Consider the following 18,488-nt stretch of genomic DNA (forward strand, 5'->3'; position numbering starts at 1 on the left):
ATGCATATGGTGCACCGGCTCTCAAACGGTATTCTCACTGTTGACATTGCCGAACCCGGAACCTATAACAGAACCAGGTTCGACTGGACCGGATTCATTACCCAGGTCACACTGGAGGAAGGGAAGCATATCTTTTGTGTTCCGGAAAGCTTAATTCCAGGGCAAGGCAGCGGCGGTATGGGGTTATGTAATGAATTCGGCATTTCCCGGACAATCGGCTACGATGAAGCAGCTGCCGGGGAGTGGTTTCCCAAGCCGGGTGTAGGTCTTCTCCGGAAGCTGGAGGATATTCCGTATGACTTCACAGCGGATTATCCGTTGCAGCCGTCTGAAATGACTGCAGATAGCAGCAGCTGCGGAATTATATACAAGGTTATTTCTGCGGAATGCCGGGGTTACAGCTTTATTTTGACAAAACAGATTTCATTGGACGAAGATCGGCTTATCATCGATTATACGCTTGAGAACACAGGGTCAAAACCGATTCATACAGAGGAATACATTCATAATTTTATAGGAATTAACGGAGCGCCGGCAGGGGAAGGCTATGAGCTGAGACTGCCGGGAGAAGCCGGTGTGCATGAACCCGAATCCGTGTATACCTCCGGGCTGCTGCATGTAGCCGGAGACCGTATACACTGGAACGCACAGCCTGACCGTCCGTTTTATTGCCGGCTGGGCGGCTGGGAGCCGGAGGATGCTGACTGGTACTGGGAGCTGGTTCACAACCCCGCCAGAGCTGGAGTGCGCGAGAGCGGAAGCTTCCGTCCGGAGCGGATGGCACTCTGGGGAGAGCGGCATGTAATTTCTCCCGAGGTATTTGCGGACATCAGTATTTTACCGCGTCACAGCAAGGATTGGAGCCGCAGCTATCAGTTTTTCACGTTCTAACCCCTGCTGATCTTACGCTTTATGTGAATAATTATACTTGCTGGCGTGTTGGAATGCTGCTATCATAGCGATATCCATATTCGTAGGAGAGAAAGGATGGGGGCAATTTTGAGCAAGAGAGCATACAATTTCAATGCAGGACCGGCGGCGCTGCCGCTTGAAGTACTGGAACGCGCACAGGCGGAGTTTGTTGAATTCCGGGAGAGCGGGATGTCCATTATGGAGATGTCGCACCGCGGAGCAATATACGAATCCGTGCATAACGAAGCGCAGGAGCGTCTGCTTTCACTGCTCGGCAATCCGGAGGGTTACAAGGTGTTGTTCGTACAAGGCGGAGCCAGCACACAGTTCGCCATGATCCCGATGAACCTCATCTCCAGCGGACAAGCCGGCAGCTATGTTATGACAGGAAGCTGGGCTGACAAGGCCCTTAAAGAAGCGAAGCTGGTAGGAGAAGCGCATATTGCCGCATCCTCCGAGGATAAGAAGTTTCTGGCTATTCCTGAGCTGGGCAGCATCAAGCCGGCTGACAATGCGGCCTACCTGCATATTACCTCCAATGAGACGATTGAAGGTACGCAGTATGCGGAGTATCCGGATACAGGCTCCCTTCCGCTGATCGCTGATATGTCCAGTGATATTCTGAGCCGTTCCTTTGATGTCAGCAAATTCGGGCTGATCTATGCCGGAGCGCAGAAGAATCTTGGACCGTCCGGGGTTACGGTAGTAATTGCCAAGGAAGAGCTGATTGCCAAATCACCTGCGAATATACCGACGATTCTGCGTTACGATACTCACTACAAGAACAACTCTCTGTACAATACGCCGCCATCCTTTTCTGTATATATGGTTAATGAAGTGTTAAAATGGATTGAGGAGCAGGGCGGGCTTGCCGGCATCGAATCCAAAAACCGGGACAAAGCCGGTCTGCTGTATGATCATATCGACGGAAGTGACGGTTTCTACCGCGGAGTAGCAGAGGCGGGCAGCCGTTCCATTATGAACGTCACCTTCCGGATGCAATCCGAGGAGCTGGAGAAGCAGTTCGTTAAGGCAGCCGAGCAAGAAGGCTTCATCGGACTCAAAGGTCACCGCAGTGTAGGGGGCTTGCGCGCTTCGATCTATAACGCCGTTCCTTATGAGAGCGTTAAGGCCCTTTCAGATTTCATGAAGCATTTCCGGCAGACTCAAGGCTAATGTATAACATTTCCGGACCTTCCGCTACTCAGGCGGAAGGTTTTCTGCTGTGTTTGCCCAGTCCGCCTGTCATCCCAGAGCAGTATATTACCTGACCATTCAGGGCTGAAGCAGCCTAAAGAGAGGAAGTTATTGATTATGGCTTTACACATTGTGCTGGTTGAACCGGAAATTCCGGCGAACACCGGCAATATCGCCCGTACCTGTGCAGCTACAGGCACCCATCTTCATCTGGTCCGCCCGCTGGGCTTCCGGACTGATGATGCGACACTAAAGCGGGCAGGGCTTGATTACTGGCATGCCGTTACTATCGAATATCATGATTCGTATGCAGAGGTGCTGGAGAAATACAGCGGGGGACGTTTTTTCTACGCTACGACTAAGGCAGAAAAGCGTTATACAGACTTTGCTTTCCAGGATGGCGATTTCTTTGTTTTCGGCAAAGAAACCAAGGGACTGCCGCCTGAGATTCTGGAAGCAGGTAAGGAAACCGCGATGCGCATGCCGATGGGCCAGGCAGTCAGATCGCTGAATTTATCCAATTCAGCAGCGATTATTGTCTATGAAGCGCTTCGGCAGCTCGATTTTCCGGAACTTTTTTAAAGTAGACACTATTTTTTATTTTTTTCAGCAGGATTCGACATTTAAATAACGAAATAGAAGAATACTGCCGAAAAAAGTAGTAGCTACTAATTCAATAGTTGAACAGGAGAGGTGTACGTAAGATATGAAACCTGCTGGCGTAGTTCGTAAAGTAGATCAGCTGGGTAGAATCGTTCTGCCTAAGTCTCTGCGGAAAAGGTACCAGATGAATGAAGGAGACCCGGTGGAAATTCTTGTACAGGGAGACCACATCATTCTGGAGCGCTACCGTCCTAAATGCGTATTTTGCGGATCGATGGAAGGCGTAAGCGAATATAAAGACCGTTATATTTGTTCTGATTGTCTTTCGGAGATGACACAACTGCCAAGACACGCTTAAGTCTTCTCCGCTTTCTTCCGGGAAGGCGGCAAGCAACATTATTACATAGTACGGTACTGCGGTGTACCCCGCAGGCCAACACTGAAAAAACGCCGCACAATGTGCGGCGTTTTTTTGAAGTGTCGGCAGGATAAGAAGGCTGGAGAGCAGCTATAAGCCTTTGGTTTTGTCGTCGTTGTAGGATGAAGTCAGAATTCCGGCCAGAAACAGCAGGAAGACAAGAGTGACAATCCAAAAGGTCAAGGAGAACGACATGCAGGACACCTCCGTAAAGGATTGTAATCGTTATCCTGATTATAACCTGCTCCAGGCCGGGATTAAAAGCTAAAAATTAAGCTATTTAAAAAAGAGGAAGTTCGTCGGCACCTGCCGGAGATTTCCATCAGACGGCTTGTTGATGACTTTACCTTTAAAAATCAGCGAAGAGGAGCCGCCGCCGTCCAGATTGTAGGCATCCACTACGCCCATGCCCCAAAGCTTGCTCTGCAGTTCCATCAGTGTGGCCCCGGAGTTGCCGCTCTCATTATAACCGTCGGCAACCAGCACCAGAATCTGCTCATCCTTATACTTGCCGATAATGGTACGCGGCGCGCGTGCAGGGCTGGTCTGCCATTTGAACGGAATGGGCTGCAGCATGCTGTTTTTGATCAGCACAGGTACAAAGGTGGCGCCAAAAGCCGGTTCAAGCTGATCAAGCTGTGATTTGCTGCTGAATTTACCGCCGATCAGCCGCCCGGATTTGCTGAGTCCGACAAAGCTGAGATCCTTATAGGTCGGTTCAAAGCCGTACAAATAGCTGCCGTTGACAATAGTGGTGGAGAGCGGATATCGCCTGCCGCCCTGATCGGCAAAGCCCCCGGCATTGATTCCGGCAACCGCGCCATAGCGGTTTACCGCCTGCATGGTTGTTTCAGACTGACCGCTGCCGTCACCGGCCAGGCTCATTTTCATCGCGGATACGTCCTTCAGTCTGATTTTGAGCGCATAAGCTTTATAGTTGCCGGGGTTCAGCCGGTATAATTCAATGGTTATCCGGTCACTGGAGATGACATCGGCCGGGATGCCCAGCTTGGCAGTAATCCGCCGGTTATAAATAGATTCCGGCCGGGATACCTGTGCTGCAGCGGTGTTGACCAGTGCATTCATCGCATTCGTAGTCTGATTGTACAGATGTGCAGAAGCACCGATGGCATCTATTGTATAGGAAGCGGAGCTCTGGGCCTGAAGCAGCTCCTGCTTGAGCTGCGCTGTCTGTTCAAGCGGACCGGGTTCAGCGGCAAACTGGCTGACATTGAGATCCAGCGCAAGCTTGGGCTGATACCCCCACAGGACAATTATTAGTCCGATAAAAGGCGCTGTCAAAAGCATGAAGAAACGGTTGACTCTTTTAACAGGCGTCATCATTTCAGCAGATCCATCTCTTTCTTAAGTGTATCAAGCTGCTGCTTGACCTCGCTCAGCTGTGTGTAGAGCTTGTTGCTGTTATCCGTTTTGTTGCTCGCGTTATCCTTAGTAAACGTCAGCAGCTCGTTAAAGGTCTGAACTGTGTTCTGCAGCTCCTGAACCTCCTCGGAGAGCACGGCAATCCGGGCTTCGTAATCGGTTTTTAACACGTTAAGCTGCTGCTGGCTCTGAGTACTGAGCTCGGTCAGCACCTGCAGCTTCAGATGATTGGTATAGCTGTAGACAGCATATACGCCGAGTCCGATCATCACAATCCAGAACAGTAAAAACCATTTTACGGAAGGGCCGTTTCGCGCTGCAGTACGACGCGAGTGTACAGGGGTCGATTCCGCTAGCGGTTGCATTTCAACATCACCTCAAGCACTTTTTTTCAAGTTCCCATTCTATCAGACTTTTACAAGTTTCGCAAAAGTGAAAGGGGGAAATGTAAAGGTGAAAAAGTAATTGCATCCTATTAAAGTACTGAGATACAATTTCTATAGATTGGAATATCTGAGGGGCGTATTCAAGGTAAAAGAAGGAAGAAACGAGCAGGTACAAACAGCCATCCTTGCTTGCGTAAAAGCCAGAAACGCTTAAAGCGCTTTCCACTCAGAGTAATTATATAGATAGCAGGAGGTCTGGGGGAGTAATGATGAAGGTTTGGCGGGTGGTCATTGTGGGGTGTCATCCCACAAGTATGTTGGGTACAAAATTAATATTGGAGGAAGGAGGAGAACTTGCCGTTCTGGGGATGTATTCCACCTGGAGCGACGGTCTAAGCAGTGTGCAGGAGCATCAGCCGGATCTGGTGCTGGCTGATTATCAGATGCCGGAAGGAAATGTGGAGCATGTGCTGCCGGAGCTGAAGAGCAGCTGTGAGGACGCGCATATTATTATTATGACGGATGAGGAAGACAGTCAGCTGTTCCAGCCGCTGCTTGAGCTTGGAGCCAGCGGTGTGCTGTCCAAAGGCGCCTCTGCCCGGCAGCTGCTGTTAATGATTGGCGGCTTGCGGGAGGGGTTTCTGTCTGTTCCGCTGAACTGGATTCAAAAGGGCTACCGGCCGGCAACCTCCTCACGCGGGCTGGACAGCGTGATGCAGCTGACCCAAACGGAGATGTTCATTATGGAGAGGATTGTGCAAGGAATCACTTACGACAAAATTGCACTTGAGATTGAAGTGAGCCGGCGCTCTATAGATAATTATCTGCGCAAAATTTATGTGAAGCTGGATGTAACAACGAGGGCCCAGGCCATCGAGAAATTCGCGCTTTTCTCAAGGCAGAGCAAGCAAATCTACGCGTAGGCTAAGCATTTGCGACATAATGCCGGCTGTGCTGGAATATTCTTGGTACCAGGGAAGGGGGGAACATATGAAGTATGAGTTTTCTGCCCGTGCGCATACGTTAATTTCTTCACCGCAGCTCAGCATCCGTACCCAATCGCGGCGCGGCGCGTTAATCTCTCTGGCTGAGGAGCTGCCTGCAGAAGAATTGTTCCCGTTGTCGTTGCTTGCAGAAGCGGCCTCGACTGTGATCTCAGCTGATGCGGGTGCGCTGCAGTACGGAGATCCTGAAGGGTACGCGCCGCTGCGGGAGTGGCTGACCGGAGACTGGCTGAAGGGAAAAGGGGTGACTGCCGCAGAAGGCGGAGTTCTTCTGACAACGGGGAGTCAACAAGCCATTGACCTGCTGTCCCGGGTCTATATTGATCCAGGAGACCGCGTGCTGGTGGAGAATCCGACCTCACCGGGGATATTGCAGGCGCTGCGTATGCAGGGGGCAGTCATTATACCGGTGCAGGGCGACCGGAACGGGCTGCTGCCGGATCATCTGCGGGCCCAGATTCATCAGCACAGGCCGAAGATGCTGTTTGCAACACCAAGCTACACTAATCCGAGCGGCATTCTCTGGAGCCTTGAGCGGCGCAAGCAGGTGCTTGAGCTGTGCATCGCCCATGATCTGCTGATTGTTGAGGATGATTCCTACGGGGATCTGCATTTCAAGCGGGCAGAAGGCAGCGGCGCAGCCCCGGCAGCACAATATCCTTCGCTCTATGCGCTGGAAAATGTCAGCAAAGCCGGACATGTACTTTACATAGGCTCGTTCAGCAAGACCGTAGCGCCAGCGCTGCGGACGGGCTGGGCGGCAGGCAGCCGTGAGCTGATCTCCATGATGGCTGCCGCCAAGCAGATGGCGGACTGGCAGTCCAGCTCACTGAATCAGCGGCTGCTGCATCATCTGCTGGATGTCACGGCTTTTAATCTGCGGGAGCACATTGCAGTGCTGAACCGCGAATACCACACACGGCTTAAGCTGATGTCAGAGCTGCTGAAACGCCCGGCGTGGAAGAACAGCAGATACGATATGCCGGAAGGCGGTATGTTTCTGTGGGTCTCGCTGCCCGAAGGGCTGGATGCGATGCTGCTGCTTAAGGTAGCACAGGCTAAGGGGGTTGCCTTCCTCCCCGGACAGCTCTGCAGCGTCAGCGGCGGCGGTGACCGCATCCGCCTGAACTTCAGCCATCCCGGCCGGGATGAGCTGCTGCTCGGCATGAACCTGATGAGCGAGGCTGTGACGGAATTTACGGCACGGAGCTGAGAGGCAGCAGGGAGTCGGCGGGATGGGGGGCTGAAAAAGCTTTTCAACCTAAACCGGTCTCAAAAGTGAATTAGTAGCAGACAAGCAAGCACCAGGCAGGATGGGGCTTGCTTTTTTGCGTCCGCCGGGAGTGGCGGCATAAGTATAGGAATATTGTAATGGCTGGAATAATGCCGGGGTGTGTTACGGATAAGCTGGAGATACAGGTGATTCCATAGGGAGGTAAATGTGAAAATTCGGTGACGGTGCAGGGATAGTATGGAAGGCGCTGGTCTAACGGTCATAAGCAACTGAAGCTGATACAGCTGGCTTAAACAGAAAGGCAGGCAGAAAGAGGATGGCTGTGGAGAACATACTGGAATGCAGTGGCCTGAGTAAAAGCTATGGCCGAAAAATGGCTCTGAACGGACTGGAGCTGAAGATTCAGCGCGGGAAAATTGTCGGGCTGCTGGGAAGGAACGGGGCGGGAAAAACAACACTGATGAAGCTGATTGTCTCACTGCTCCGCAATTATGAAGGCACTCTGCTGGTCGACGGGAAGAAGCCCGGTGTGGAGACGAAAAAAATCGTGTCCTACCTGCCGGATCATGAGTTTCTGTATCCGTGGATGACGGTGGAGGAGTGTGTTACATTTTTCGGGCATGCCTTTCCTGATTTCAGGCGGGATAAAGCCAGGGATATGATCGGCTCACTTGGCCTGAATGTCAAAGATAAGGTGAAGTCGCTGTCAAAAGGAATGAAGGAGCAGCTGAGTCTCTCACTGGCTTTTGCGAGGGAGGCCAAGTTGTATGTGCTCGATGAGCCGCTTGCTGCGGTGGACCCCTCGACCCGGGATAAGATCATGAAGATTATCCTGGACCATTTTACCGGAGACAGCACCATTCTGGTCAGTACCCATCTGATCCAGGGAGTGGAGCCGCTGTTCACCGATATTGCCATTGTGGATGAGGGCAGGGTGCAGCTGCAGGGAAGTGTGGCTGATATCAAACGGGAGTACGGGATGCATCTGGAGGATGTCTTTAAACAAATTGTGAAGTAAAGGGAGTGAAGATATGATTCTTGTTCATCAGTTTAAGCTCGAATGCAGAAAGCATCTGGCAGTGTTTGGTTCACTAACCGGTCTTAGCGCACTGATTAATCTGTATTTTCTGTTCAGTACTCAGCAGGATTTGGCGTTTCTGGTACTGACTGCGAATATGGTGATCGGCCTGCTTGTTCCGCTCTATATCTACACAGATCTGTACAAGGAATTTTTTACTGGTGTTATGCCTGTTAATCACCTGCTTCCGGTCAGAACCTCTTCATTGTTCGCGGTAAAATCAGCCGTGTTCATCCTGGGCAGTATGACGGTATGGTCAACAACGCTGCTGGAGATATTCCTGAATCCGGCCGGGCTGTATCAGATGCGGATAGAGCAGTCCTCAAGCCCCGCACTCGGCATCCTCTATCTGGTGCTGTCCAAGCTGCTCAGCCTGCCTGCGGGTTTCGCACTGATCGGATTTGCACTGGCAGCCGGCAAAAGATTCCGCAAACCGCAGCTCAGCCACCTCTGCATTGTGGTGCTGCTGGCAGGAGGGGTAGCTGCCCAGTTTACTCTGGCTGTGCAGGACAGCTGGCACTGGAGCATCGGGACGTCTTCGGTGGATGCTTTTAAGCAGTATGCGAACCTGCTGAGTGTGACTCCGGTCTTCCGGGTTATGGAGGCTGATATTAACGACACGATCAACTGGCTGACGGTGGGCAGCAATGTGCTGGTCATGCTGCTGGCCGGCAGCGCTGCGGCCCTGCTGCTGAACGGGCGCGGGTATGAGCTGTGAGTGGGCGGGGTGGCTGAGTCATTTCATCAGCCTCGGAGTTTTAGCTGCAGTTTGTACACTTAAAATCAGCTAAATCTTCCGCTAACAACGTATAAGTGTACTTTGTACAGTTAAAAGTAGCTCGTAAGGCAAAAATCGGCGATTTGGCACATTTTAGCTGCACGAAATACATCTATTTTACTTTTAGTGAGTAAAACAGGCGTTTTAGTTGTATAAAGTGCAGTTAAGGTGATGGCAGGTGAGGGAGGGTAGGGTGTGTGCGGGTTGGTGGTGTGGCGGGTGGAGAATAAAGGTCGAGTGTGTGCTGGTGGTATGGCGGGGGAGAGTAAAGGACGAGTGCGGGCAGGTGGTATGGTGGGGGAGTGTAAAGGGCGAGTGTGGGCTGGTGGTGTGACGGGGAGAGTAAAGGGCGAGTGTCGGCTGGTGGTGTGGCGGGATAGAAAGATTGCGTACGGACTGGCGGTTTGGTGGATGGGGGTAAAGGGTGTACGCATGCAGGTAGTATGGTGGGGGGAAAGAGCGAGTGAGGTATGATGATATGGCGGCAGGCGGGCTGCTGCACTACCTCCACCCGGCAACACAGGGTGCCGAATGAAGGCAACCTGTGTGTGCGGCAGGCGGAGCTCAGCCTGCCGCTGCTGCTCCGCCGCAGAAGCCTGCTCCGCCGCAGAAGCCTGCTCCGCCACAGAAGCCTGCTCCGCCGCAGAAGCCTGCTCCGCCGCAGAAGCCTGCTCCGCCGCAGAAGCCTGCTCCGCCGCCGCAGAAGCCTGCTGCTCCGCCGCAGAAGCCTGCTGCGGCGCTACCCCTTGCCCGCGCTGATCTCGGCGATCGCGGCGTATTCCACCAGCGCGGCCGTGCCGGCTGGCGTCAGCTGGTACCTCCCGCGGTTCACCCGTGTGAACCAGCGGTAGTAGTTGCGCTGCAGGATCGCCGCAGCGCCAGGCACCCCGCTCCGCCTGCGCAGCTCGGCGGGCGTGATCCCTGCCCGGCCTGACGCAGCGGCCGGGCCATCGGCAGGCGCATCCGCGCCTGCCCCGCGCGCGCGGCTTCGCCCGCCGCGCCCCTCTGCGAGGCCGAGCACAGCCTCGGCCTCAAGGGCCTGCAGCGCGAGTGCCACGCGCAGCGCCTTCTCGCGGTAGGCAGTCACGAGCTTGACGCGCGTGCTGCCGCCGGTGTTGTAGTCCCCGCTGCGCTCGCGGAACTCGTAGAGCAGCTTCTCGCGCCGCCGTGCGCCGCTGCGCACTTGAGGCGGCGCGTCACCAGGCTCCGCGAGCACCTCGACGAGCGGAGCCTTCGTCTTATAGAAGACGACGGTGATCAGCCCGAGGCCGAGCCGGCGGCACAGCCCGGTGAGCTCGCCCCAGCGCTGGTTCACCGCGCCCTTCTTGTCGCGGACGCGTTCCACCGCGAGGTAGACGTTAGGGCTGAGGCGTAGACGTTCAACCCCCTGCAGCAGCAGAGCGAGGTTGAACGTTTTTTTCATCTCCACGATCAGCGGCTGGTCCTCACCCTCGCGCAGGCCGACCAGGTCACAGGTGCGCACCTCCCCTTTGATCGAGTAGCCATACCGCTCAAAGTAAGCCTTAAGAGGAGCGTACAGCTCCGTTTCATGCTTGATTGCCATCATAGTCACTCCCTGCAGTTATCCTGGTTGTTGCATGCTTAATCGCCATCATAGTCACTCCCTGCAGTATTGCTGGTTGTTTCATGCTTGATTGCCATCATAGTCACTCCCTGCAGTGATCCTGTTTGTTGCATGCTTAATCGCCATCATAGTCACTCCCTGCAGTTATCCTGGTTGTTGCATGCTTAATCGCCATCATAGTCACTCCCTGCAGTATTGCTGGTTGTTTCATGCTTGATCGCCATCAAAAGTCACTCCTTGCAGGTTTCCTGCTCGTTCACCTTATATTTCATATGTGAATCTTTCCCGGTTCCATCTATATAGCTAACGTTAAATGTGAAGTTCTATTATTCATAATGATTCTCTATTATAGCACAGCAAAAAAGAGGTCAACTATTCCGGGCTCCCCGCATAGGTATGTAATACACTTTTAAAGCCAATCGAGCAAGTAGGAGCGCAAGAGGAGGCAGCGAGCAATGGACATTTTTGAGCGAATAGCTTCGTATCGGGCTGAGAATGACCGTTTGGCGTGGAGCGGTACCTTCAAGGATTATATAGGACTGCTGAGAAAAGACCCCTCTCCCGCTAAAACGGCTCACTCACGCGTATACGACATGATCAAATCACATGGCGTAGAGGACATTAACGGACGCAAGCGGTATAAGTTTTTTGAGCAGGAAATCTTCGGGCTGGACCGTGCGGTTGAAAAGCTGGTGGAGGAGTATTTCCATTCCGCTGCCCGCCGGCTCGACGTACGTAAACGGATTCTGTTGTTAATGGGGCCGGTCAGCGGCGGTAAATCGACACTGGTTACACTTTTAAAGCGCGGCCTGGAGCAATATTCACGTACCGATGCCGGCGCTGTATACGCAATTGAAGGCTGCCCGATGCATGAGGAGCCGCTGCACCTGATTCCGCTGGAGCTGCGTCCGGAGATAGAGCGTGAGCTCGGCGTACGGATTGAAGGCAACCTATGCCCGTCCTGCCAGATGCGGCTAAGAAATGAATACCACGGCGATATCGAGCAGGTCAAGGTTACCCGCGTTATTTTGTCGGAAGAGGAACGTATCGGCATCGGGACCTTCAGCCCGTCTGATCCGAAGTCACAGGATATTGCCGACCTGACCGGCAGCATCGACTTCTCGACCATTACCGAATACGGCTCGGAATCCGATCCGCGCGCCTACCGGTTTGACGGGGAGCTGAACAAGGCCAACCGCGGCCTGATGGAATTCCAGGAAATGCTCAAATGCGACGAGAAGTTCCTGTGGAACCTGCTGTCCCTGACCCAGGAAGGAAATTTCAAGGCCGGACGGTTTGCGCTGATCAGCGCGGATGAGCTTATCGTAGCCCATACCAACGAAACAGAGTACAAATCCTTTATCTCCAATAAAAAGAACGAGGCGCTGCAGTCCCGCATGATTGTTATGCCGGTGCCGTATAACCTGAGAGTATCGGAAGAGGAAAAGATCTACGCCAAGCTGATCGGCCAGAGCGATATGAAGCATGTGCATATTGCGCCGCATGCGCTGCGGGCAGCTGCGATTTTCTCCATCCTGACCCGGCTGAAGGAGAGCAAGAAGCAGGGCATGGACCTGATCAAAAAGCTGCGGATGTACGACGGTGAAGAGGTGGAGGGCTACAAGGAAGCCGATCTCAAGGAGATGCAGACCGAATATCTGGATGAAGGCATGTCCGGTATCGATCCGCGGTATGTCATTAACCGGATTTCCAGCGCCCTGATCAAGGGTGATCTGCAGTGCATGAATGCGCTGGATGTGCTGCGGGCGATCAAGGACGGACTGGACTCCCACCCTTCGATCACCAAGGAAGAGCGCGAGCGTTATCTGAATTTCATTTCCATTGCCCGTAAGGAATATGATATTCTCGCCAAAAGCGAAGTGCAGAAGGCGTTTGTTTACTCTTTTGAAGAGTCAGCCAAGACACTGTTCGAGAACTATCTCGACAACATCGAGGCGTACTGCAACTGGAGCAAAATCCGTGATCCGCTTACAGATGAAGAGATGGAGCCGGATGAGCGGCTGATGCGCTCGATTGAAGAACAGATCGGCATCTCGGAGAACGCCAAAAAAGCCTTCCGCGAAGAGATCCTGATCCGCATCTCAGCCTACTCCCGCAAAGGCAAGAAGTTCGAATACAACAATCACGACCGGCTGCGTGAAGCGATTGAGAAGAAGCTGTTTACCGACCTGAAGGATATTGTAAAGATTACCACATCGTCCAAAACGCCGGATGAAAGCCAGCTGAAGCGGATTAATGAGGTCTCAAGACGACTGATCGAGGATCACAATTACTGCCCGATCTGCGCTAATGAGCTGCTGAAATATGTGGGCAGCCTGCTGAACAGGTAGGTAGGTTTTACCTTAAACAAACAGCGTGCCCCGGAAGTTCGAGGCACGCTGTTTGCTGTGATTTAAATAAAGCGTATTACCCGTACAGATGCGTACAATCCTCGATTTTATCGCGCCTGCTTGGCATACCACTCCGAGAACTGTTTTTGGTACTCGGCGGTATATTTGTCGATGCCCGCTGCCTTCAGCCGTTCCAGCGCTTTCGGGAAGGCGGTCTCATAATCGCTGAAGCCGCTGCCGATCGGGGCAAGGTATTCCGTGAATACGCCGTTCAGCTTGGTTTCTTCGTTTTTGACCGTTGTGTTGTCGAAGTTGAAGCCGGCGCCTTTGGAGATAATGGCTCCGTCATCCCAGGCTTTGTAATCGGCGATGAAGTCATCCGGCACGGTGTTGTCAAAGCGGATAAAGCTTTTGTTCATCAGCAGCCAGTCGGGAATGAGCGAATCAGTGCTGATTTTGGTCAGGCGGCCGTTCTCATCGAGTGTATAATCGGTTCCTTCGATACCATAGGCGAACAGGTCATACAGCTCCTGATTTTTTTGAAGCAGATTAAAGAACAGAATGTACCTTTCCGGGTCCTTGGCAGCTGTGGAGACAAAGAAGGCGGTGCTGTAGGTTCCGCGGCTGATTTTTGGACGGCCTGTGCCGAGGAAATAGTTGACCAGCCTGGCGTCAGGAACAGCCTGTGAAATGGTAGCTGCGCCTTCAAACGGGCGGGCAGCCGTTCCTGCCCAGAACATGGCTTTACCGGAGTTCCAGTCGGACTGCAGCTGCGGAACATTGGTGGCAGCGTATTTTGGAATAATACCTTTGTTATACCAGCCGCGCATCAGGCCCGCATAGGTCTTGAACTCCTCGGATTCAAACCAGCTGATAATTTTATCGTCCTGCATAGATTCATCAAGGGCGATGAAATCATTCTGCCAAAAGAGATTCTTGTCGGTAAAGTCATATTGCAGCATTCTGCGCGCATCGGTGCTGGCGTAGCCGATCAGCTCGGGATGCAGGGCATGAGCTTTATCATAGAATTCTTCAAGCTCTGCGAGGGAAGTCACCCGGGTCATCCCGACCTCCTCCAGTAGATCCTGACGGACCAGCACGCTGTAGAATTCTGCGGAGTTCGGCTTGTTGCCTACTGGGATGGCATACTGCTTGCCCTCCAGCTGGAAGGCGGTAAAGGAGGCCTCATCCACATTTGTACTCAGATCCTTTAGTGCAGCAACATAGGGGGTAAGGTCGGCATACAGGCCTTTGGCTACTGATTTCACCATATAATTGGTATCGGTATAGGTGGCAAAATCCTCACCCGTGGAGAGCATCAGGTCGGTTTTACCGCCGCCGTATTCGGTCCAGGGCAGGAACTGGAATTCCACCTCGGCATTGATCTCTTTTTTGATCACATCGTAGAATTCTGTCTTGGCCAGCTCTTTCATCCGGTTAGACTCATCGCCGTAAAGGACGATTTTCAGCTTGGCCGGCGCCAGGGTACTGCCTTCATTTGCGCTGTCTGCCGTAGCTGAAGGTGTTGTTCCTTCGCTGCCCGTGCTGCCGTCATTACCGGAGTTAGCGCTTTCATTGTTGCCCTGGGAGCAGGCGCTTAACAGGAACACAGCGGAGAGGAGCAGACTTAACCAACCTTTTTTCTTTTTCATGATGAACCCTCCTGAAATAGAATGTACACATGAAGCATATATTGCAGCGGCTGCGCTCCTTTACCCATTGTACAACAAGTCGGGATACGGGGTCACAGGCCTGTAGCAACCGGTGCGGAGGCAGGGTGCCGGAATCAGCCTTTAACTGAACCGACAACAATCCCTTTGACAAAAAAGCCCTGCAGAAACGGATACAGAATGGCGATCGGCAGAACGGTCAGACAGGTCATGGCCATTTTGGCGGTTTCCAGCGGCGGGGCGATAATCGCGCCTCCCACCAGTGCGGCATTGCCGGAAGCAAGGAACTGGATGTTGGCCATCATGTTGTACATCAGATACTGAATGGTATAGAGCTCCTGGTCGGATACCAGCATCAGCGGCAGATAGAAATCATTCCAGAACTGCAGCGCGTAGAACAGGGAGATGGTAACGAGCCCGACCCGGCCGAGCGGAATCATGATGCTGAAAAAGATCCTCAGGTGTCCTGCACCGTCAATCTGCGCCGACTCCACGATTTCATGCGGAATGCTGCGGAAGTAATTGGCCATCAGGAACATCAGAAACACGCTTAATACATAAGGAATGAACAAGCCGAGCAGCGTATCGCCCAGGTGATAATATTTGGTGCTCAGCAGATACCACGGCAGCGTTCCGCCGCTGAACAGCATGGTGAAATAGGCAAAGAAGGCGAAGGCGTTTTTGAGCCGGAAGCCTTTGACAGAAATCACGTAGGCATAGGCGGTAGTTACCAGTACAGCGGTAAGGGTACCAAGAACAGTTACGACGAGCGACATGGAGTAGGCTCTTATAATCTGCTCGGCCTTTGAGCCGAACAGGAACTGGTACGTTTCCAGGCTGAAGCCGCGCGGCCAGAAGGAGTAGCCTTCGGCAGCAATCCGCGATTCAGTGGAGAGGGAGCCGGACACGGCCAGAACAAACGGTATGAGGCAGATGACTGAGAATACAGCGATACAGATATAAAAGAAAATGAGCAGGCCTTTGTTTTCGGTAGCGGGCATGATTTTGGCCTCCTAAAATAATTTGCTGTCCTTGTCATACCAGCCCGCCAGCTTGTTAGCCAGCAGCACCAGAATGAAGCCAAAGACGGACTGATAGAGTGTAATCGCTGATGCAAAGCCGAATTCACCGGACCGGATGGCTGTGCGGTAGACATAGACGTCGATAATATCGGTAGTCGGCAGCAGCAGCGGATTGAGGAAGGTGACACCCATGATCATGCTCAGGTCGCCCTTCAGCATCCCGCCGATTCCGAGCAGCGTCATCAGAATAATGGATGGAATCAGCATCGGTACTGTGATTTTGGTAATAATCTGCCAGCGGGAAGCCCCGTCGATCTTGGCAGCTTCATAATAAGAGGTATCAATACCCTGCAGCACAGCATAGTAGATGATGGCGCCATAGCCGGCGCTTTTCCAGATATTCGCCAGCACCAGGATGACAACAAACAGCCAGGGGCTGGAATACCAGTCCATTTGACTGAGTCCAAGCGCCTGAAGCAGCTGGTTCAGAATACCTTTGTCATAATCCAGCAGGGAGAAGAGGATCGCACCGATAATAATCCACGAAATAAAATACGGGAAAAACATCACGCTCTGCGTTACCTTGATAAACCACTTGCTGCGCAGCTCGTTCAAAATGACGGCAATCGCTACGGAGCAGAAGGTACCAGTCAGCATATAAAGCGCATTCAACATTACGGTGTTGCGGGTGGCGCGCAAGGCATCCTCCATACTGGAAAAGAAAAATTCGAAGTTGGAGAAGCCGGCCCAGGGACTGCCGAAGATTCCGTCATTAAAGTTGTAGTTCTTAAAGACGAGAATCAGGCCGCTCATCGGCAGGTAGGCAAACAGGATCAGAATAATGATACCCGGCAGGGCGAGCAGGTACAGCGAGCTGTCCCGCCTGAACGTTTTGCGGAGGCTTCCGATTCGGGAAGTCCTGGGGCTGGGGCTCTGCCGTACCGGTGTACCGGGTGCAGCCTCTTGAATCATTAGCAGTCACTCCTTTGTGCTATATCTATCATTTTCCCGTGCCATGGCAGCACGCTTTACAAGGCAAAGCATAAATCGCGATTGAATGTAAACGCTACCAAAATAAACGGGGAAAAGTTAAAAAAAGCGGAATCAACGGGTTTAAAAAAACGTAAAAGGCATCACTTTTCTGCTATTTAGACTTGAAACGGGGTGTACAGGGGCTGTTTTTGAGGGGGAGTATGGAATAATTAACTATATTTTTGTCCGGGCAAGAGTAGAGGGAAAAATCCTACTAACTTATATACTGGACAGTGAAAAGTTCTTGTCGAAAAATCAACGCATAGAAAAATAACCCAATTGAGCGAATTATGGTATCCTTTAGTTCTCACACGAAAGGAATAATCGCCAAATGGGTTACAACAAGCAGTTTACCCTATTTGCAGGCGATTGAACATACCTATTATCAAATACTTGAACCACCTTTTTCAGCCTTTCCGTTCCTGCTTTTCTAGACATGCCACGTTTGAGTGGTTCGTTGTACTGGTTTTGGGTTTTATGCTGCGCTCTGACCATCTGGGCGTCACTTCGGTGATTCGGGATCTCTCCCTGAATGGCCGCTGTTACGAGACACTCCTTCACTTCTTTCGCTCGTCGGCTTGGTCCCTGCAAGCGTTGCGCCATCGTTGGCTTCAAGTTGTTCGCCAGTCTGCACCTTTGCTAAGGATACATGGCCGCGTGGTCCTCGTCGGGGATGGCATGAAGCAGGCCAAGGAAGGCCGCCGGATGCCAGGGGTCAAGAAGCTCCATCAGGAATCCGAAAATGTCTCCAAAGGAGACTATATCTTTGGTCATTTGTTCGGTGCTATCGGCATTCTGGTCGGTTATTCCCGGAAGTGGTTCTGCTTGCCCTTGTTCATGAATCTACAAGACGGTGTCCAAACCATTCTGGGTTGGAAAAAGTCCAAAGGCGAAGCAGAGACGCCTTCCCATGTCGTTCAGATGATTGAACAGGGCTTCGAGGCCGCAAAAGGTTTCGGTCAAGCGCTGCTCCTCCTGGATCGATACTTCTTATCGGTTCCAGCCTTGGAGCGGCTGAATGCGTGCCACCTGGCTTCCGAAACCCGCATGCACCTGGTGACCAAAACCAAATCGAACGCGGTCGCCTACGAACGTCCCCCTGCAAAAAAGCCGGGACGGGGCCGACCGCCGAAAAAAGGCCAATCGGTCAAATTGAAGGACCTGTTCACGACTCACGCCGCCGATTTCCAGACCACATCCCTTCTGTTGTACGACAAAGAAGAGACCGTTCAGTTTCTGTGCCTGGATCTGCTTTGGGGCCAGCGCTTGTATCAGGAATTACGTTTCGTGCTGGTGGTGCATGAGGGCCGCTGCTCCATTTTGGTCAGTACGGATTTGAGCCTGGCGGCTACCGACATCACCCGCTTGTACAGCTATCGCTTCAAGATCGAATGTACGTTTCGGGAAATGAAGCAAGTTACCGATGCCCTCGGCTACCGTTTTTGGAGCAAGTCGATGCCGAAGTTGAACCGGTATTTGAGAAAAGAGGTAACGCATCCCCTCGAAGCCGTAACGAATGAGCAAGACCGGCAGCGTATCCAGAAAACGATCCAAGCGATTGAGGGATTCGTGATGTGCCAGTGCATTGCCATGGGACTCCTCCAACTCGTCGCTTTGCAGTTTTCAGGCCGGATGACGGGGCTGTTTTTCCGCTATCTGCGAACGCCCTCCCATGCCGTAGTCTCCGAAGCCACCGTTGCCGCTTATTTACGCAAGTCTATTTTTCGCCTGTTTGCCCAAAATCCGCACTTATCCATAACTAAAATAATTAAATCCAAGCAGGAAAACGCTGGTATGGAGCGCGATTCGCTGGTTTCTTAGTGCTATAGAACTTT

17 protein-coding genes are annotated in these 18,488 nt (G+C 52.5%); 11 read left to right on the plus strand and 6 right to left on the minus strand.

Going from position 1 to position 18,488, the window contains the following annotated elements:
• Nucleotides 1-6 precede the first annotated feature (6 nt).
• The 4 genes from R70331_RS09095 to R70331_RS09110 all read left to right on the plus strand — a co-directional run bounded on the left by R70331_RS09095 (nt 7) and on the right by R70331_RS09110 (nt 3,070).
• Entirely contained in the window at nt 7-891 is an 885-nt protein-coding gene (locus tag R70331_RS09095; RefSeq protein WP_042174760.1) for a hypothetical protein, read from the plus strand.
• Between the two features lie 105 nt (nt 892-996).
• The gene (serC, locus tag R70331_RS09100; RefSeq protein ID WP_081947834.1) at nt 997-2,088 is read left to right on the plus strand and encodes a 3-phosphoserine/phosphohydroxythreonine transaminase; all 1,092 of its coding nucleotides are present in this window, start codon (nt 997-999) and stop codon (nt 2,086-2,088) included.
• A 138-nt stretch (nt 2,089-2,226) separates the two neighbouring features.
• Complete coding sequence (gene trmL, locus R70331_RS09105; protein ID WP_042174761.1) at nt 2,227-2,691, plus strand: tRNA (uridine(34)/cytosine(34)/5-carboxymethylaminomethyluridine(34)-2'-O)-methyltransferase TrmL; 465 nt, start codon at nt 2,227-2,229, stop codon at nt 2,689-2,691.
• A gap of 124 nt (nt 2,692-2,815) precedes the next feature.
• Complete coding sequence (locus tag R70331_RS09110) at nt 2,816-3,070, plus strand: AbrB/MazE/SpoVT family DNA-binding domain-containing protein (protein WP_042174764.1); 255 nt, start codon at nt 2,816-2,818, stop codon at nt 3,068-3,070.
• Nucleotides 3,071-3,406: 336 nt separating this feature from the next.
• Here the strand turns inward: R70331_RS09110 and R70331_RS09115 are convergent, their stop codons facing one another.
• Nucleotides 3,407-4,474, minus strand: coding sequence for a phosphodiester glycosidase family protein (locus R70331_RS09115; RefSeq protein WP_042174766.1), 1,068 nt, complete (start codon nt 4,472-4,474; stop codon nt 3,407-3,409).
• Nucleotides 4,471-4,878, minus strand: coding sequence for a hypothetical protein (locus tag R70331_RS09120; protein ID WP_042174768.1), 408 nt, complete (start codon nt 4,876-4,878; stop codon nt 4,471-4,473). Before R70331_RS09120 ends, R70331_RS09115 begins: the two co-directional genes overlap by 4 nt.
• Before the next feature lie 287 nt (nt 4,879-5,165).
• Between R70331_RS09120 and R70331_RS09125 the strand changes: the two genes are divergently transcribed.
• The 5 genes from R70331_RS09125 to R70331_RS31480 all read left to right on the plus strand — a co-directional run bounded on the left by R70331_RS09125 (nt 5,166) and on the right by R70331_RS31480 (nt 9,844).
• Nucleotides 5,166-5,822: a response regulator transcription factor gene (locus R70331_RS09125; protein WP_042174770.1), complete on the plus strand. Its 657-nt coding sequence runs from the start codon at nt 5,166-5,168 to the stop codon at nt 5,820-5,822.
• A gap of 67 nt (nt 5,823-5,889) precedes the next feature.
• A complete protein-coding gene (locus R70331_RS09130) occupies nt 5,890-7,116 on the plus strand; it encodes an aminotransferase-like domain-containing protein (protein WP_042174771.1) in 1,227 nt (408 codons plus the stop codon).
• A gap of 343 nt (nt 7,117-7,459) precedes the next feature.
• A complete protein-coding gene (locus tag R70331_RS09135; protein ID WP_042182389.1) occupies nt 7,460-8,155 on the plus strand; it encodes an ABC transporter ATP-binding protein in 696 nt (231 codons plus the stop codon).
• Nucleotides 8,156-8,168: 13 nt separating this feature from the next.
• Nucleotides 8,169-8,933 carry a hypothetical protein gene (locus tag R70331_RS09140; protein ID WP_042174773.1) on the plus strand — a complete coding sequence of 255 codons (765 nt, stop codon included), beginning with the start codon at nt 8,169-8,171 and terminating at the stop codon, nt 8,931-8,933.
• A gap of 530 nt (nt 8,934-9,463) precedes the next feature.
• Complete coding sequence (locus tag R70331_RS31480) at nt 9,464-9,844, plus strand: hypothetical protein (RefSeq protein ID WP_052418987.1); 381 nt, start codon at nt 9,464-9,466, stop codon at nt 9,842-9,844.
• Here the strand turns inward: R70331_RS31480 and R70331_RS09150 are convergent.
• On the minus strand, nt 9,733-10,557 hold the full coding sequence (locus R70331_RS09150) for a DUF2161 family putative PD-(D/E)XK-type phosphodiesterase (protein WP_042174775.1): 825 nt from the start codon (nt 10,555-10,557) through the stop codon (nt 9,733-9,735). The two genes, R70331_RS31480 and R70331_RS09150, sit on opposite strands and share 112 nt — an antisense overlap.
• 476 nt (nt 10,558-11,033) lie before the next feature.
• Here R70331_RS09150 and R70331_RS09155 point away from each other — a divergent pair, with 476 nt between their 5' ends.
• Nucleotides 11,034-12,929, plus strand: a complete 1,896-nt coding sequence (locus R70331_RS09155) for a PrkA family serine protein kinase (protein WP_042174776.1) — start codon at nt 11,034-11,036, stop codon at nt 12,927-12,929.
• Nucleotides 12,930-13,036: 107 nt separating this feature from the next.
• Here R70331_RS09155 and R70331_RS09160 read toward each other — a convergent pair whose 3' ends face one another.
• The 3 genes from R70331_RS09160 to R70331_RS09170 all read right to left on the minus strand — a co-directional run bounded on the left by R70331_RS09160 (nt 13,037) and on the right by R70331_RS09170 (nt 16,593).
• The gene (locus tag R70331_RS09160) at nt 13,037-14,581 is read right to left on the minus strand and encodes a DUF3502 domain-containing protein (protein ID WP_042174778.1); all 1,545 of its coding nucleotides are present in this window, start codon (nt 14,579-14,581) and stop codon (nt 13,037-13,039) included.
• Between the two features lie 134 nt (nt 14,582-14,715).
• Nucleotides 14,716-15,600, minus strand: coding sequence for a carbohydrate ABC transporter permease (locus R70331_RS09165; RefSeq protein WP_042174780.1), 885 nt, complete (start codon nt 15,598-15,600; stop codon nt 14,716-14,718).
• Between the two features lie 12 nt (nt 15,601-15,612).
• Nucleotides 15,613-16,593 (minus strand): ABC transporter permease, encoded by a 981-nt coding sequence (locus R70331_RS09170; protein WP_081947551.1) that lies wholly within the window; start codon nt 16,591-16,593, stop codon nt 15,613-15,615.
• 453 nt (nt 16,594-17,046) lie between these two features.
• Here R70331_RS09170 and R70331_RS09175 point away from each other — a divergent pair, with 453 nt between their 5' ends.
• Nucleotides 17,047-18,474 (plus strand): transposase, encoded by a 1,428-nt coding sequence (locus R70331_RS09175; protein ID WP_156131243.1) that lies wholly within the window; start codon nt 17,047-17,049, stop codon nt 18,472-18,474.
• The last annotated feature ends 14 nt before the right edge of the window (nt 18,475-18,488 follow it).

Source organism: Paenibacillus sp. FSL R7-0331 (genome assembly GCF_000758645.1).
Classification (GTDB): Bacteria; Bacillota; Bacilli; order Paenibacillales; family Paenibacillaceae; genus Paenibacillus_AQ; species Paenibacillus_AQ camerounensis.

What these genes read in the sequence shown, in the direction of transcription:
- R70331_RS09095 (WP_042174760.1), top strand. Translation starts at nt 7, where the DNA reads ATGGTGCACCGGCTCTCAAACGGTATTCTCACTGTTGACATTGCCGAA.
- trmL (WP_042174761.1), top strand. Translation starts at nt 2,227, where the DNA reads ATGGCTTTACACATTGTGCTGGTTGAACCGGAAATTCCGGCGAACACC.
- R70331_RS09110 (WP_042174764.1), top strand. Translation starts at nt 2,816, where the DNA reads ATGAAACCTGCTGGCGTAGTTCGTAAAGTAGATCAGCTGGGTAGAATC.
- R70331_RS09115 (WP_042174766.1), bottom strand. Translation starts at nt 4,474, where the DNA reads ATGATGACGCCTGTTAAAAGAGTCAACCGTTTCTTCATGCTTTTGACA.
- R70331_RS09120 (WP_042174768.1), bottom strand. Translation starts at nt 4,878, where the DNA reads ATGCAACCGCTAGCGGAATCGACCCCTGTACACTCGCGTCGTACTGCA.
- R70331_RS09125 (WP_042174770.1), top strand. Translation starts at nt 5,166, where the DNA reads ATGATGAAGGTTTGGCGGGTGGTCATTGTGGGGTGTCATCCCACAAGT.
- R70331_RS09130 (WP_042174771.1), top strand. Translation starts at nt 5,890, where the DNA reads ATGAAGTATGAGTTTTCTGCCCGTGCGCATACGTTAATTTCTTCACCG.
- R70331_RS09140 (WP_042174773.1), top strand. Translation starts at nt 8,169, where the DNA reads ATGATTCTTGTTCATCAGTTTAAGCTCGAATGCAGAAAGCATCTGGCA.
- R70331_RS31480 (WP_052418987.1), top strand. Translation starts at nt 9,464, where the DNA reads ATGATGATATGGCGGCAGGCGGGCTGCTGCACTACCTCCACCCGGCAA.
- R70331_RS09150 (WP_042174775.1), bottom strand. Translation starts at nt 10,557, where the DNA reads ATGGCAATCAAGCATGAAACGGAGCTGTACGCTCCTCTTAAGGCTTAC.
- R70331_RS09155 (WP_042174776.1), top strand. Translation starts at nt 11,034, where the DNA reads ATGGACATTTTTGAGCGAATAGCTTCGTATCGGGCTGAGAATGACCGT.
- R70331_RS09160 (WP_042174778.1), bottom strand. Translation starts at nt 14,581, where the DNA reads ATGAAAAAGAAAAAAGGTTGGTTAAGTCTGCTCCTCTCCGCTGTGTTC.
- R70331_RS09165 (WP_042174780.1), bottom strand. Translation starts at nt 15,600, where the DNA reads ATGCCCGCTACCGAAAACAAAGGCCTGCTCATTTTCTTTTATATCTGT.
- R70331_RS09170 (WP_081947551.1), bottom strand. Translation starts at nt 16,593, where the DNA reads ATGATTCAAGAGGCTGCACCCGGTACACCGGTACGGCAGAGCCCCAGC.